This window comes from Oceanobacillus saliphilus, from assembly GCF_023522835.1.
In the GTDB taxonomy this organism is placed as follows: domain Bacteria; phylum Bacillota; class Bacilli; order Bacillales; family Amphibacillaceae; genus Oceanobacillus; species Oceanobacillus saliphilus.
Map to the genome: position 1 here is coordinate 12406 of NZ_JALCZU010000004.1, position 17000 is coordinate 29405.

General features: G+C 40.2%; 13 protein-coding genes and 1 pseudogene. All 14 read right to left on the reverse strand.

What is annotated here, in order from left to right:
- Positions 1-13: 13 nt before the first annotated feature.
- On the reverse strand, positions 14-3265 hold the full coding sequence (carB, locus tag MN204_RS08100; protein ID WP_249870587.1) for a carbamoyl-phosphate synthase (glutamine-hydrolyzing) large subunit: 3252 nt from the start codon (positions 3263-3265) through the stop codon (positions 14-16).
- Positions 3252-4349, reverse strand: coding sequence for a carbamoyl phosphate synthase small subunit (locus tag MN204_RS08105; protein ID WP_249870588.1), 1098 nt, complete (start codon positions 4347-4349; stop codon positions 3252-3254). The genes carB and MN204_RS08105 overlap by 14 nt, the downstream gene beginning before the upstream one ends.
- A gap of 3 nt (positions 4350-4352) precedes the next feature.
- Positions 4353-5546, reverse strand: a complete 1194-nt coding sequence (gene argD, locus MN204_RS08110) for an acetylornithine transaminase (protein ID WP_249870589.1) — start codon at positions 5544-5546, stop codon at positions 4353-4355.
- Positions 5539-6336, reverse strand: coding sequence for an acetylglutamate kinase (argB, locus tag MN204_RS08115; RefSeq protein WP_249870590.1), 798 nt, complete (start codon positions 6334-6336; stop codon positions 5539-5541). Before argB ends, argD begins: the two co-directional genes overlap by 8 nt.
- 10 nt (positions 6337-6346) lie before the next feature.
- Positions 6347-7564 (reverse strand): bifunctional ornithine acetyltransferase/N-acetylglutamate synthase, encoded by a 1218-nt coding sequence (argJ, locus tag MN204_RS08120; RefSeq protein WP_306798647.1) that lies wholly within the window; start codon positions 7562-7564, stop codon positions 6347-6349.
- 21 nt (positions 7565-7585) lie between these two features.
- Complete coding sequence (gene argC / locus MN204_RS08125; RefSeq protein WP_249870592.1) at positions 7586-8626, reverse strand: N-acetyl-gamma-glutamyl-phosphate reductase; 1041 nt, start codon at positions 8624-8626, stop codon at positions 7586-7588.
- Positions 8627-8812: 186 nt separating this feature from the next.
- Entirely contained in the window at positions 8813-9772 is a 960-nt protein-coding gene (locus tag MN204_RS08130; RefSeq protein ID WP_249870593.1) for an alpha/beta hydrolase, read from the reverse strand.
- Positions 9773-9916: 144 nt separating this feature from the next.
- The gene (locus MN204_RS08135) at positions 9917-11035 is read right to left on the reverse strand and encodes an ABC transporter permease (protein ID WP_249870594.1); all 1119 of its coding nucleotides are present in this window, start codon (positions 11033-11035) and stop codon (positions 9917-9919) included.
- The gene (locus MN204_RS08140; protein WP_249870595.1) at positions 11032-12288 is read right to left on the reverse strand and encodes an ABC transporter permease; all 1257 of its coding nucleotides are present in this window, start codon (positions 12286-12288) and stop codon (positions 11032-11034) included. Before MN204_RS08140 ends, MN204_RS08135 begins: the two co-directional genes overlap by 4 nt.
- 12 nt (positions 12289-12300) lie before the next feature.
- Positions 12301-13233, reverse strand: a complete 933-nt coding sequence (locus tag MN204_RS08145; RefSeq protein ID WP_249870596.1) for an ABC transporter ATP-binding protein — start codon at positions 13231-13233, stop codon at positions 12301-12303.
- Between the two features lie 388 nt (positions 13234-13621).
- A complete protein-coding gene (locus tag MN204_RS08150; RefSeq protein ID WP_249870597.1) occupies positions 13622-14440 on the reverse strand; it encodes a cytochrome c oxidase assembly protein in 819 nt (272 codons plus the stop codon).
- Between the two features lie 100 nt (positions 14441-14540).
- Positions 14541-14896: pseudogene (locus tag MN204_RS08155) on the reverse strand (response regulator transcription factor).
- Positions 14897-14907: 11 nt separating this feature from the next.
- Positions 14908-15984: a sensor histidine kinase gene (locus MN204_RS08160; protein WP_249870598.1), complete on the reverse strand. Its 1077-nt coding sequence runs from the start codon at positions 15982-15984 to the stop codon at positions 14908-14910.
- Positions 15985-16070: 86 nt separating this feature from the next.
- Complete coding sequence (locus MN204_RS08165) at positions 16071-16916, reverse strand: SAM hydrolase/SAM-dependent halogenase family protein (protein ID WP_249870599.1); 846 nt, start codon at positions 16914-16916, stop codon at positions 16071-16073.
- Positions 16917-17000: the final 84 nt, after the last annotated feature.

Sequence of the window (17000 nt, forward strand, 5' to 3'; positions counted from 1 at the left end):
CTGTTTTTGTGTGTTAGAGATATTCTGCAGCAGGCTTGTTTTCAGTTGAGATACTTGCAACATAATCCTGTAGAGATATAACTTGTTCTTCTATCGATTCATCATGAAACCAGTCCATAACGGATTCAAGTGTTTCCAAACTCGTAAAATATGGAACTTGATATCGTACAGATAATTCACGAATATAAAAACCTATTTTTTCTTTCTCGCGGCCTTGATTAGGAATGTTCAGGACAATATGGGGTGCATCCTGTTCCCAATGGTTGAGCAAATCATTTTTATCTTTCACGATGGCATTCGTTTCGATGCCATTTGCCAGCAAAAAGTCAGATGTCCCGGATGTCGCAGTAATGACTGCTCCAGAAGCTCCAAACTGGCGTATCAAATTTAAGCTATCTTTCTTTAAACGATCCGAAATAGACACAAATAATTGTATCGGATCTGTATGCCCGGCCACATGGAAGGCAATTGGTGAAGCTTTTTTCAAAGCTTCTTTTTTATTGAAGGCCAAACCTATAACCTCACCAGTCGATTTCATTTCCGGTCCAAGTACATGATCAACACCCTTTAATTTACTTGCTGAAAATACTGGTGCTTTAACCGTGTAATATGCCGGTTCCTTCAATAAGCCTACATTATCTGTCAGTTCATGCAATGGTGTTCCCAATTGTGCTTTTACCGCCCATTCTATCATTGGTATACCCGTTACCTTACTCATAATTGGAACCGTTCTTGAAGAACGCGGATTCACCTCAAGCACATAAATAATCTCATCATGAATAACAAATTGTATGTTCATCATTCCGATTACAGGCAATTTGCTGCTGATCTTACGTGCAATTTCAAGCATCTTTTCTTTCGTCTTTTCACTCAATGATACAGGTGGAAAAATACTCATACTATCGCCGGAATGAACACCCGCTTTCTCAATGTGCTCAAAAATACCAGGTACGATTACTTGCTCTCCGTCACTAATCACATCGATTTCGCATTCCAGGCCAGGAAGATACTGGTCGATTAGCAATGGCCAGCAGCGATCATTTGTGTCTTTCTGAATTCTTGACACATAATGATGCAATTCTTTCTCGTTGTAACAAATAAACATCGATTGTCCGCCAATTACATAGGAAGGTCGAATCAATACCGGAAAGCCCAGTTCATTCACTAAAGTTGCCACTTCTTCCGATTGATGAACGATATGTCCAGCAATATGCGGGATATTCAATTGATTCAGGAATTCATAGAATTGTTCCCTATCTTCCATTTGATCAATATGTTCAGGTAACGTGCCCAGTACGTTGATTCCTTCATCCTTTAAGTCATTTGCCAGATTAATAGCCGTCTGACCACCAAATTGTATGAGCACTCCCGCGACTTTTTCTTTTTCTATTACAGAAAGTACATCCTCCAAGGCCAGTGGTTCAAAATACAGCCGATCCGCTACAGAGTAATCCGTACTGACTGTTTCCGGATTATTATTAATGACAACCGCTTCGTAGCCGCTATTTTTAAGAGCTAAAGCTGCGTGGACAGAGCAATAATCAAATTCAACTCCCTGACCGATCCGGATTGGACCTGAACCAAGAACGAGAACTTTTTTCTTGTTATCGGTCGTTACCACTTCATCATTACCATGCCAGGTTGAATAATAGTAAGGTGTGATGGCATCAAATTCCCCTGCACATGTATCAACGAGCTTATAGGAAGGTGATATCCCATTACGTTTATAAAATTCCCTTAATTGCTTCGCGGATGTCCCAAACAGTTCAGCTAGACGAATGTCACTGATATTAAAACGTTTGGCCTCCTTCAATCGTTCAACCGGAACATCAGGCAAGTCACAACCTGTTAGTTTCTGCTCTAATTCAAGAATTCTTTGGATTTTACGCAGGAACCAGTAATCTATCTTTGTCAGATCCATGAGCGTTTTAAGTTCTTCTCCCCGCATGAGAGCTTCTGCAATTGCAAATATCCGGAGATCATTTGGAATCCTTAATAATTCTAATAGTTCTTCCTGCGATTTCTCAGCCATGCCCGGCCAATGCAAACTATACATATTCATTTCCAGCGATCGGATTGCTTTATTCAGAGCGCCCTCAAATGTCCGGTCTATCGCCATAACTTCGCCGGTTGCCTTCATTTGTGTACCTAATGTCCGATCTGCCTCCGTAAATTTATCGAACGGAAAACGGGGAAGTTTTACGACAATATAATCCAAAGCCGGTTCAAAGGATGCATATGTATTTCCTGTGATCGGGTTTAGAATTTCGTCGAGTGTATATCCGATTGCAGATTTTGCAGCAATCCTGGCAATTGGATATCCCGTAGCCTTGGAAGCGAGGGCAGATGATCTACTGACCCTTGGGTTTACCTCGATAATACAATACTCATTGGAATGTGGGTTTAAAGCAAACTGAATATTACATCCACCGACAACATCAAGTGCACGTATAACCTTCAGGGAGGCTGTCCGAAGCATTTGATACTGCACATCAGACAATGTTTGGGAAGGTGCAACAACGATGGAGTCACCGGTATGGACACCAACTGGGTCCATGTTTTCCATATTGCAGACGATGACACATGTATCATTTGAATCACGCATAACCTCGTATTCTATTTCCTTCCATCCTTTAATGCTTCTTTCAACGAGAACTTGGTCAATTGGGCTTAACATAAGTCCTTTTTCTAATAGATTCTTATATTCTTCCACTTCATATGCAAAACCGCCCCCTTCTCCACCAAGGGTATAAGCAGGCCGAAGAATGACAGGAAAACCGATTTCCTTAATAAATGCCATTCCTTCTTCCACTGTCTGAACTATTTTTGACTCTGAAATCGGCTCGTTGATATCAATCATTAATTGACGGAATAATTCACGGTCCTCCCCCTTCTTGATGGAAGCAACAGAAGTACCCAGCAATTCAACTTGGTACTTATCAAGGATACCTTTATCATAAAGTTCAACCGTTAAATTCAGCCCTGTCTGCCCACCAAGACTTCCGATTAAACCATCCGGCTTTTCTTTTGCAATAATTTTTTCGAGTGTTTCGACCTGAAGCGGTTCCATATACACATGGTCTGCCACTCGCTCATCGGTCATAATCGTTGCAGGGTTATTATTGACTAAAACGACTTCAATGCCCTCTTCCTTTAATGCAAGACATGCCTGTGTACCTGCATAATCAAACTCTGCTGCCTGACCGATAACAATTGGTCCGGAACCGATAACCAATACTTTTTTTATAGATTTATGCTTCGACATATACTGGTGCTCCCTCCTGAGCTGCAGAAACTACTTGATGTATAAATTCGTTGAAAATATATTCCGTATCACTTGGTCCCGGATGTGCTTCCGGGTGAAACTGAACAGATTGTATTGGTTTGCTCACATGCTTCATACCTTCAAGAGAGCGGTCATTCACATTCCGGAATAAAACCTGAAAATCTCTTGGGTCGATGCTATCTTCTTCTACGACATAACCATGGTTTTGAGATGTCATGCGCACCTTTCCTGTCAGTAAATCCTTAACAGGATGATTTCCACCACGATGTCCAAAAGGCATTTTCTTCGTTTTCCCTCCGTAAGCAAGGGCTATAAGCTGATGGCCTAGACAAATACCAAGTGTTGGATATTTTTCGATCAATGCTTTCATTGCAGGGAAATATGGTTTAAGTTCCATCGGGTCTCCAGGACCATTGCTCAGTAATATACCATGTGGATTCATCGCTTCAATCACTTCGATGGATGTATGGTATGGTACGACTGTTACTTTGCAATCTTGTTTCAACAATGCCTTTAAAATTGATTTTTTATAACCAAAATCGATAAGAACTACATGATACGTGCCAATTCCATATGACTCTGGGACGTCTACAGACACACGATTGACCAATTCCATATTACTGTGTTTTTTCCACGCTGCAGAAAAATGCTTTTTACCTTGTTCGGATACTATTTTTCCATTTACCGTTTTATGCTTGCGGATAGCTGCAACCAATGAACGTGTATCTACATTTTTCAGTCCTGGTATATTTGCTTCTTTTAATTCTTCTGAAAAGGAGGATGTTGCCTGATAATGGCTCGGATCATCACAAATATCACTTGCAACAATTGCCGAAACAGATAGTTTAGGGCTCTCATCATCTTCTTCATTTATGCCATAGTTACCAATAATCGGATAACAGAACGTCAATATTTGTCCTGCATAGGATGGATCTGTCATCATCTCCTGGTAACCTGTCATACTTGTATTAAAGACAACTTCACCACTTATTTCTTGCTCGGCACCGAACCAATCCCCTTCAAACTCTTCACCGGTTTCAAGTATAAGGTATCCTTTAGTCATGATTTAACTCCTTCCATCCGTCATTACCTCTTCCAATAGCTGTATAAAGATCTCTAACTCCTGCTTAGTCGTTGTCAATGGCGGTAATATCCGCAGTATATGAGAACCTGCCGAGAGGACGAGTACTCCTTTTTCTCTGAATTCATTAATATAGGGAGCTGCTTCCGCTGTTAATTTCAAACCAATTAGAAAGCCAATCCCATGGACATCCTCGATCAATTTATGCTTTTCCTTCAATTCTTCCAGCTGATTGTTCAGCCATTTGCTTGTCGATGTCACATGGGCGAGGATATTTTCGTTCAGCAACGTTTCCATTGTAGCAATCCCTGCACTGGAAGCTAATGGATTTCCTCCAAATGTACTTCCATGAGTACCGGGTCCAAATGAAACGGCAATATTCTCTTTTGCAAGCATCGCACCGATTGGAAATCCTGAACCGAGTCCTTTCGCAAGTGTCATCACATCCGGTTCAATTCCATATTGTTCGTAAGCAAATAATGTACCCGTACGTCCCATCCCTGTTTGTACTTCATCAACCATGAACAGAATATTTGCTTCTTTACATACTTGGGACAGTTTTTTAATCCAGTCCAGCTCTGCTTTATTCACACCGCCTTCACCTTGAACCAACTCGAGTAACACTGCAGTTGTCGTACCATTATTCACTTCATCCAATGCTGCCTCATCGTTATAGTTCAAATAGCGGAACCCAGAAGTTAACGGTGTAAATCCTTTATGAATTTTTTCCTGGCCAGTTGCTGCCATTGTTGAACCGGTACGGCCATGAAATGATTGCTGGAATGTCACAATCTCTGTTCGCTCCGGAAATCCATTATCTTTTGCATATTTTTTCGCCAATTTGATTGCTGCTTCATTTGCCTCTGCTCCACTGTTGCAAAAAAACACTTGATCAAAACAACTATGTTCCACTAATAATGATGCAAGTTCATTTTGCGGAGGTATACTGTACAGATTGGAGCAGTGCCATAGCAGATCAAGCTGATTACTAAGTTTCTCGTGAACCTGTTCCGGTACATGCCCTAAATTACAGGTTGCAATTCCCGATGTGTAATCCAAATATTTTTTCCCGTTATCATCCCATACATAACTTCCCTTCCCTTTTACGATGGTAATGGGAAATCGTTGATACGTATTCATTACAGGAAGAGGTGATTGATTAACTGCTGTATCAGACATGTTGTACCTCCTTCTTGTTGATTACCTTCGTTCCGGCCTGTTTTCCTTCCATGTAGTTCTTTAAATCATCGGGAGCCAACCCGTTTAAAATGACCGACTCTTTCACTCCGCCCGATAATCCTTTTAATGCGGATCGGACCTTGGGAATCATCCCTCCATAAATAATACCGGAAGCTATTTTTTGCTCTATTTCTTCTTTGGTCAATTGCGCGTGGACGATTTCTTTACCGGCAATGTTTTCCATCACTCCTGGAATATCGCTGATGAATGCAAGCTTGCCTTTTAATGCCTGGGCAACGGCTGCTGCGGCCACATCTCCATTTATGTTATAATGCTGGCCTGAAGCATCGATGCCAATAGGTGCTATTACCGGAATTCCACCATTTTCCATAATCAGCTGCAGCCAGGTTGTATTTACCTCTTCAACCTGACCAACAAATCCGAGTATCGGATCTACAGGTTTCGTCTGCAAAAGGGAACAATCCACACCACTCAGTCCAATGGCCGTACCACCTTGCATTTGCAGTTTGCCGGCAATCTTTTTATTGATTGATCCGCTCATTACCATCTCGGCCACATCCAATACTTCCTTTGTCGTTACTCGTAAGCCATCAACAAATTCAGTTTTCACATTTAACTGCTCCAGGACCTGGTTTATTTCAGGACCCCCTCCATGTACAATGACAGGCTGACATATGTTTTGTTTCTTTAAGTTGACAACCATTTTATAAAAGGAATCCGGTAATTCTGCCAGCACACTACCGCCCATTTTTAGCACAATGATATTCATCTAAGTCACCTCATGTCCGATAGGAAGCATTTATTTTGACGTAATCATAGGTTAAATCGCAGCCCCATGCCGTTGCTTCATTGGTACCATTTTGTAGATCAATCTGTAATTTCACCGTTTTATTCTCCAGGTACGCTTTTCCTTCTGCTTCATCAAAATCAAGTGGCAGACCATCTTTTACGACGTCAATATCTCCGAGGGAAACACAGACTTTTTCCGGATCCAATGGCTGTTCACTGTATCCGACGGCACATACAATTCTGCCCCAGTTCGGATCAGCGCCATACACAGCGGTTTTTACAAGATTAGAAGAAATGACTGCTTTTGCAACGTAACCTGCAGCGGTTTCTGATGGTGCCCCTTTTACATGCACTTCAACCAGTTTGGTTGCGCCCTCTCCATCTCTTGCAATCATTTTTGCCAGTTCCTCACTTACGAATTGCAGGGCAGCTTTAAATGCCGTCCAATCTGGATGTGACTCATTTAGTAACGTATTCTTTTGCTGGCCATTTGCAAGCACTAGTACCATGTCATTCGTACTGCAATCTCCATCAACCGTAATCATGTTAAATGATTTATTAGTTACTTCCCTCAATGCCAGCTGCAAACTATCAGGGTCCACGGCTGCATCTGTTGTGATAAACGAAAGCATTGTCGCCATGTTAGGATGAATCATTCCAGATCCTTTTGCAGCCCCGCCGATTGTTATCGTTTGATGATCAATCTCCAGTTGGACAGCAATGTGTTTTGTCACCGTATCCGTCGTTAAGATAGCATGCTCAAAGTCTTCTGCAGCACTGTTATGATTCATTAAATGGATACCCTTTTTAATATTTTCCATTGGCAATGGGACTCCGATGAGACCAGTAGATGCGACTGCAACATGATCAATACTAACTTCCATTTTCTCAGCGGCCATTTTCTGCATCATCAAGGCGTCCGAATACCCTTGTTCACCAGTGCAGGAATTGGCATTTGCTGAATTAACAACTACTGTCTGAATTAAATTATCCTTCTGAATGCTGTTTTTCGTCACTTTTAATGGTGCTGCCTGAAAAGCATTTAATGTGTACACACCAGCAGCAGAAGCAGGATTTTCGGAATGAATCCATCCGAAATCCAGCTTGCTTTTTCTTAATCCACAATGTACCCCGCCTGCTGAGAATCCTTTAGGACTTGTTACATGTCCATCCTCCAATAGCTGCATCTTTATCTTACTTTCTGTCATTAATGGCATCATTTGCCCCCCCTATGGATAAATCGGTATCGAATGTAACCCAAGTGTTTCTTCCCAGCCATTCATTAAATTCACATTTTGTATGGCCTGCCCTGCCGCTCCCTTAACAAGGTTATCAATCGCAGATGCAATAATGATTTGATTGCTTCTTTGATCCACGTGAATGCCAATATCACAAAAGTTACTTGCATACACTTCCTTTGTAGAAGGAAAAATACCTTCTTCGCGTATCCTGACAAAGGGATGGTTTTCATAGTATGATTTGTATTCCTGGATTACTTCCGCTGTGGAAGTTTCCTTGGCCAATTGGCCGTACATGGTGCAAATCAATCCTCTTGTCATTGGAATCAAATGTGTTGTAAATGCCACCGTAATAGGTTCCTTCGCCTTATCTGTTAAGTATTGCTCAATTTCTGGAATATGCTGATGTTTTCCAATTTTATATGGTGTTACATTTTCATTCGTCTCAGAAAAGTGGGTCATTGCTGTTGGTGTTCTTCCTGCACCAGATACACCTGTTTTTCCATCAATGGCAATTCTCTTTTCACTCATAATTCCTTGTTCAATCGCAGGAATTAGCCCAAGTAATGCCGATGTAGGAAAACAACCAGGATTGGAAATGATCTGGGCCTGTTTAATTTGCTCAGGATATATTTCAGATAATCCATAAACTGCCTGGTCGATCAATTTCTGAGGTGCTGATTTCTTTCCGTACCATAATTCATATTCAGAAGGCGAACTCAATCGCAGGTCCCCGGAAAGATCTATACATTGAACCTTTGAATCAACGAACTGAGGGATGATTTCTTTAGCTACCCCAGCAGGTGTTGCAAAGAATAAAATATCTAACTCTTCTTTTAAACTCTCAATCTGTAATTCCTGCATCAATTCCTCTATAAAGTTAATTAAATGTGGATAAATAGTAGAAATTTGCTCTCCATGCTGTGAATGGGAGATTATCTTTTTTAAATGTATATTTTTATGAGCTTGCAAAAGTCTTATCAGCTCAATTGCCCCGTAACCTGTTCCCCCAATAATTCCTGCGTTCTTCAATGGATACCGCTCCTTTATTAACTTATAATTATTCATTATTATAGTGATTCACAGACGATTATGCAAGTATATTTATAAAAAAAAATTTATAAATATGCATTAATACTAAAAAATATTTCTGTTTTAGGTTAATACGCCGTATAAATTATGCATAAAAAAACCTTCCAAACAGGAAGGTTTTTATCATTATTGGATATATTTATTCAGAAATAAACTTAGATTTTCCTTATAGGCTTCTCTTTCCACAACAAAGGATTCGCCGTGACTCGCTTCTTCAAATATAATAATTTCAGCGTCACTTTTCGTATTTTCATATAATTTTTCTGCCATAACAGTTGGGACGAAAGTATCCTTATTTCCATGAATATATAGAATCGGTATTTCTGCTTTTCTCACTTGTTTCAATGCTGATGCTTCTTTCAGCGTATAGCCGGCTTTCATGTTTGTTACTAGTCCGGTAGTCGGTATAATCGGAAATTCCGGGAGGTGGAACATTCGATGAAGCTGATAGGAGAATAATTCTTGAACTCCTGTATATGGACTATCTGCTACAATGGCTTTCACATTTTCCGGAAGGTCCTCACCACTTGCCATCAGTACGGTGGCTGCTCCCATTGAAACACCATGTAAGATAATTTCCGTATCGGAACCAAGTTCTTCTATAATTTTTTCTACCCAATCTACGTAATCGAGACGGTCATGCCAACCAAATCCAATATAATCGCCTTCACTTTGTCCGTGTCCACGGAGGTCGGCAGTGAACATATTGTAGCCTAGCTCTTCATAATAATATTCTCCAAATAAAGACATGTCATTAGCTCGTCCAAGATACCCATGTGCAAATACTACTGTGTTATTAGTAGGCTCTTCCGCTTCCAAGTAATAACCTTTCAGATTAAGACCATCGTAGGATTCCATTTCCCACAGTTCAAAAGACTGCTGCGCTGACCAGTCCCGCCAATCACCAGCAAGGAAGACATCCATCGCTTCAGCAGAAACTTCCAAATCAGCATTTCCGACTAGAAAATCTTTGACATTCCGTTCGATCGCCAAATCATAAAAGAAGAAACCAGCAATAATATTTATAATCAACAGAACTGAAAACAGTCCCATAACAATTTTCTTCCATAATTTCTTTTTTTTCACGTTGACTCCCCTTTCATTTTCTATAATACTATTATACTAGAAAATATAGCTGAAAAGTCATCCATGTTATGGATATATTAAAAAAAGTTGCCCTTTTGGACAACTTTTTTCCTATCAATATATAACGGGACTTTTTGCGGATTGTTACACATGCCGCTTTTCCATTAAGTGAATACCCAAGCCCATAAAAACAACACCCATTAGCAATAAAATACTTATTGGCAATAGCAATTCTTCTATAGAATAACCGTATACGGCAACCCCTTGAAGCACTTCCATTCCATATGTGAGCGGATTAATTTTGGATAATGCAAGCAAAATTTCCGATTCAACAATTTCAATTGGCCAATACGCACCACCAATCATTGCCATACTGACAGCTATGATCGGTAGGATTGCATTAAACTGCTCTGCATTCTTCATGAGTGACGTGAGGAAGATTGACAAAGCTACAATCGAGAATACATAAGGAATAAGTAAGACCAATGTTTCCAAGAATCTCCCATTAAAATCAACACCAACCCAAAACCGGAAGATGAGGAAGATAATCAACACCTGCAAGTAACCTGCAAAAAAACTATAGACTAGATTCGCTACATACATTTCCCACTTTTTTATAGGAGACAGTATCATCCTATCCCAGATTCCATCTTTTTTTTCGATTAAGATTGGAAGAACATTGTAGGCAATTGTGTAGATAACAAAAAACAAGGAAAACCCGAACAGCGATTGAAACGTATTGTCATAAATAAAGCTGTCCGAACTTCGAAAGCTGGTTGTTTCTATTGTAAATACAGGTGACGCCATGGCAGACTGCAATTCTTCCAACACGTTTTCCCTTTCACGACCTGTATCTGCACCTGCAGCAGTAATCATTTGCTCCAGCTGTATGTTTCTCATATATGCGTCTCTTAATGTCTGATCTACCATAGCAGTGTTGACTGATTCCACACCTACAATTAGCTGATAATCAAATTCCTGCAGCACTGCTCCAACTTCTGCCTTTCCATTCGAGATTTCTTCAAGCATTTCATCCTTCGTCATCCAACTAAATTGATATACATCCGTTTCCTCCAGATATTCTCCGATAAAAGAATCTTGTACAGTCTCATTTTCTGCATATACGGGAACATGGATGGTATTCATTCCAATTGCCCCACCAATGATAAGTGCAAACACAATGGACATCCCCGTAAAAATGACAAATAGTAGCGGGTTTCTAAGGAATAGTTTACATTTAGCCTGTAAAATTCCAATCATCATGATGCCCTCCTTTTCGGAAAACTAATGGCAGCTATCGTTATGGATAGCAATGCAAATAGGAACATAAACAGAAGATGATGACTTATTTCAGAAATGCCATCTCCCCTTAAAATGGTTAGATAGGAAGACATGCCCGCACCATTAGGGGTTAAGTTACCGAGCATCCGTATAACTGCAGACGAATCCCCTATCGGAAAGAAGCTTCCACCCAGAACAGCCATGAATGTTACGACAATTGCTGAGAAGAAATTTGTAATTACTTCCGAATTAATCCGGTAGCTAATGGCAGTCAGCAACACGGTGATTCCACCGATAGCGATTGCATATGCCATCGTTACGAGAAAGAAAGCAACTAAATCCGGCCATTTCACCCCGAAAACAATCCAGGAAAACCCATACACAATTAGTAAATGAATAAATCCGAATAGCGAACTGGAAACAAATACACCTATAAAATATGTCCACCTGGAAATATTTCCGAGAATCATCCGATCAAATACGTGGGTTTTCTTCTCCATAAATGCAATGGAACCGAGTGTTGATGCTATAAAAAGAACATTCATAACCGCCATTCCGACTGTATAATACCCTTGTGTTGTAATCGGATTTTTTTGCGCGATTATTGATACTTCTCCGAACGTCTCTTCAACTTGGAGGACAGCTTCGTCCATTCCCTTTTTCCCTAAAAAGGTTCCCAATGTTAATTGCTCCTGGAAACTTTCCAGAATCTGTGTAACAATATGTGAGCCGAGTTGCTGCTCATCATTAACAGAAATCTGCAATGCTGGCGCAGCCCCGCCAAGAACCATCGACCCAAGAGCTTCATACGTAAAGTTTTCTGGAACTTCCACAACTGCTGTGTAACTGCTGTCATTTAAAATTTGTTCTCTCTCCCCAGGCTCAACAACATGAAATTCGATCATTGCTTCAAGATCATCACTACCAAATATATGGTCTTTCAGAATTCGTATCGGTGCCACTTGGCTAGTATTAGAGCGGATGGCTTCCGTAGCTTCATCAGGTAATGCGCTTTGTTCGATATCAGAAACGAAACGATCTATCTGTTCTTCTTCGTCCCCATGTTCGAGGAAGGCAATCTTTAGATTAATTTTAGGTGCTTCTCCACTCATCGTTCCACCTAGTGCCATACTCAAAATGGCAATCAGTATTATTGGCAGCCCAACCAAAAGTAAAATTTGTACCGGGTTACGAAGCAGGATTAACAGTTGCTTTTTTACAATTTGTCCTATCATCTTTCCTTCCCCCTAATCCCTCAGCGCCCGACCTGTAAGATGAAGAAAAACATCTTCAAGAGTCGGTGTCTTTATATCAACCGAATTCAATTCGATTCCGGCATCCTCAGCTATTCTGATTAAGGAAGAGAACATGTTGATTTCCTTTGGTACCATTATTGTGATTTCCTTCTCTTCAACGATGACTCGATTCACTGTTGGGTCTTGCTTTAGTGAGGTAATAAATGTATCATTCCAACGGTTCGATTTGATCAATATCGCCTTTTCCGCTGAAAGAATCCGCTTAATCTCATCCTTTGTTCCAGATGCAATCAGGTTTCCTTGATCCATGATGTAAATACGGTCACATAGAAATTCCACTTCTTCCATATAATGACTCGTGTACAGCACTGTCATTTGCTTTTCATGGTTCAAACGTTTCACCGTTTCCAAAATATAATTTCTGGATTGTGGATCGATTCCAACTGTCGGCTCATCCATTATCATTATTTCCGGGTCATGAAGCATTGCCACTCCAATATTTAAACGCCTTTTCATCCCTCCCGAAAAAGTTTTAACAATATCTTTCCGGCGATCTGTCAGTCCAATCTGGTCCAGCACTTCATCGATTTTCTTTTTGAGAGCATTTCCTTTTAATTTATAGATCCTGCCAAAGAATTTCAAATTCTCCTCGGCGGTCAGATCCTCATATAAAGCAATTTCCTGTGGCACCATTCCAATAACTCTTCGCAGTGGTTCCGGATGTTTAATCACACTCTTATTATTGAATCGGACATCTCCTTTTGTCGGTATAACCAACGAAGACAGCATCGAAATGGCGGTGGATTTCCCAGCTCCATTCGGGCCAAGAAGACCAACAATTTCACCTTTTTCAATAAACATATTTACGTTTTTCACAGCATTGTTTTGTTTAAATTTCTTTGATAAATCGACTAACTCAAGCATCCAGTACCCCTCCCATAACCCCAGTCTATTATTTTCAATGAATCGCAAACACTAACTAAAGTCACTATATCGACCCACAACCATGACCTCCGTCACTTATTGGTGTCTGTCACTCCCTGGTTTTTGTCGGAATTTGTCTTGTTTTGCAACAACAAAAGCGCAGGGCGCCCGTTTAGGGACGTACGGACTGGACTGAGGCGTAGGAGATAAAGGAAACACGACGAACGGAGAGAGTCGATGTTGACTTATCGTACGGAGGTGAAGGAAGTCTCGCTAGTCCCTGGGCGCTGGAGCTAGACGTGGCCATTTAGGTGTAAGTATTAATTGCAGCCAAAATTTTATACTTTCCTACTCCTTAAAAAAACTTTCCGACTAGCGAAAAGTTTTTTTACGATTTATATTTCTTGCATTTAATGGACACCCACGTCACACCCTGAACGATAATTACCTGACTGATCAAGAATATAGTTGCACCAAGTCGTTGTTCGTGAACGGGATCAAATGGTAAAAGCGACGCGAAAAACTCTGGAGGGACATCGGTTAAATCTGGCAAACATAATGCCAGTGCAGATATGAATAAATTCATATCCGAATAGATCAAATAAATGCCTTCATCAGCCATAAGTAAAATGATACTGAATGGAGTCAAAAGCAACACATTCAACATTGCGTACTTCCACTTTCGACCTTTCGCTAACTGTTTCCTAGATAAAATCGGAATCCAAAACAATAGTGCCGAAATAAATAATGCCAATAAAAAAAAGTAATTTAAATACAGATCAATTCTTGCAAAATTAAATACGATTGGAATGTGATAGCCGTATAAGAATCCTTGGAAGAGAATCGTTGCCGTTATCGGATTCCTTAATTGATCAAATACTCTTTTAATCACAGAAACAGATTGGATTCGATTTAATATCTCTGTTTTAAACCCAACTATAATCAACGGTGGAGCTACAAGTAACAGTAGAACCAATTGAATGATATGGGAACTGAACTTAATTCTGCCGGTTACATTCAAGGGACTGCCAATAGCAATAAAAATGATAATTAATCCTGCCAAAAATAGGATTGATTTCCATAATGGATGACGTTTGGACGAAGGAAGTAGAAAGAAATAAATAATTGCTCCAAACATGGAAAACAGCAGTATTCCACCGTTCCACAAGGTTGAAAAATGAAATTCATCCAAAATAATCTCAAGCAAGCGGCTCACCTCCTCTTTGAACGATGCCTTTACCTCAAGTATATAGCAAAGTGAAGAGGTCAGTTTTAACAATCTTATGACACTATGTTTAGTTTTTATTTTAATCCGATATTATATTATGTGTTACAGCATAAATCGCAAGTTGTGTTCGATCCCGTAAATTTGTTTTATGTAAAATTGTCGTCAAGTGATTTTTGACTGTACCGACGGAAAGATATAGCTCATTCGCTATTTCCCTGTTCGCTGCTTTATCTTTCGTGTTGCCTCGATGCCGTTCATGATTGGCATCCGAACATCCATCATGATGAAGTCAATCAGATGTCTCTCCATTATTTCAATTGCCTGTTGCCCATTCTCAGCCTGATGGCTTATTTGAATATTCTTATCCTGTTCCAATATTACCTTTAACCCCTGCCTTACAATGGTCTGATCCTCCACAAGCAAAACCTTCCACATGAGCATCCCCCCTAACTTGGAATATTGCCAGCAACAACAAATTGGTTTTCAGTCTGATAAACATGCAGTGTACCGTCTATATCCTTCAGTCTGTTTCTCATATTTGTCAGCCCGAAACCGAATGTAAATGGCTTCGGCTGAAAGATTGCATTTGTAATTTCAAAAGCAACATCTCCCGTTGCTGATTTCCCCAACGTAACTTGGACCTCTCTCGTCTGTACATGGCGCATGGCATTTGTTAATGCTTCTTGGATGACGCGATAGAGAACAATGCTTTTTTCATTGGAAAGTGGGACAGACAGGATGCCTTGTTTCAACGTAAATTGGACCTGGATATGACTTTCCGCCTCCAGCTTACGGATAAGATGAATCACAGTGGCAATCCCTTCATTTTGCTCTGTTTGTAAAGCTTTTACTGCCTGCCGTGTTTCTTCCAGACTGTCCTTGGCCATATGCTTCAATTCATCATAATGCTTATTTTTATGCTGGATAGTGAGCATCTCAAGCTTCATGATCAGTGCCGTCAACCGGTGACCGACGGAATCATGAATGTCACGTGCAATTTTTGTCCGCTCCTGTAGTCTCGCATCCTGCTCGCCTGCCATATTCATTCGCTTTAGCTTTCGATATTCACCTAGCAGCTGTTCATACAATTCGTTCTGTTCCTGTCGTTCCATTACAATTGCATTCATGATGAGTATGAGTACTGAAAGCAGTATTGCCATCAATACCCATTCCAATTGGAAACCATCTTTCAACCATAAAAAAGATACTGACAAAACCGACGTAACCATTAAATAGCTGAACAGTCGAGTCTGCTTTAAGCGAAAACCCGCATCTGCCATGCAAAAAAACAACAGTTGCATCGTAAGTAGACTTTCTTCGGTCAGAAAATAACCGTGGAACGTAATCATACCAGTGAGACATAAATAAATTATTAACATCCGCTTACGTAAGGAAAGAATAAAATAAAACCCTAAAGCAATTGCAAAGCTGACGATACTCAGGGGAATCTGATTGCTATCCAGCAAAATGATTAGCATCCATAAAAGGCTAAATATAGCAAAACGCAGCCAGAAGATTTTCATGCTCCAATCCTACTTTCTTTCCTTTAGCTGAATTCATTATCGTATTTTTTCAGGTTAAGAAGGGAAAAAGCATCAAAAATTCAATCCTATTTGATTACTTTCTGAATGGTGATTTTCCAATCTGAGCCTGTTTCAATCTGATATGCTTTAGCAAAAGATCCCTGGTTGATGGCCACTCCTAATTTGTCGAGTGAATTCACAAAGAGTAATGGTTCGCCAAGTCTCGTATCGGCGAAAGATCTTCCAAACACAATGCTATTTTTATATTTCTTTTGTGTATTGTTCTCAATCGAAACTTCCAGTACATCGCCATAGTTAAAATCCGCTTCGTGAAAAAGCTCCCTGTCTATGTTTGTCCAAAGATTTCCGAAACGAACATCCAAAATATCAATATTTCCTGTAATTCTTCCTTCGTTCGTTTCCGCTTTCGTCAATGGTAACGCAATAATTTTAGCAGTATCTACTTCAGGTCCAACTTCTTCAAAAGAAATGACGCCAGATGCCAACCTTGCTCCTGTAAAAGCATAAACATCCCTGCCATGAAATGTATACGATTCACCGGATCTTGGCAGTCGATTAATTTTTTCGTCAATAACCCGTACTTCCTTAATGCCAATGCTGTGATGGATATGTGTCAGTGTGCCGTTATTCGGTGTCACAATATAGTGCCCTTCCTTTGTCTTGGCTACGACACTCAATCGCTTTGTTCCCACACCAGGGTCTACAACGGAGATAAACACAGTCCCCTCTGGCCAATAGCTAATAGACTGAAAAAGTCTGTAGGATGCATCCCACACATTGTACGGCGGTATGTCATGGGTCAAATCATAGATCCGAATGGATGGATCAACGGAAACTGCTACACCGTACATAGCATTTACCGCACCATCACTTTTACCAAAGTCTGTTTGAATCACAAGGTTATTATTCATATAAGTAATCCTCCAAGCTGTTATTTAATAAATATTTCACTACAAAACGATAAGAACGTATTTTTAGCAAGTGAGAAAGTTTAT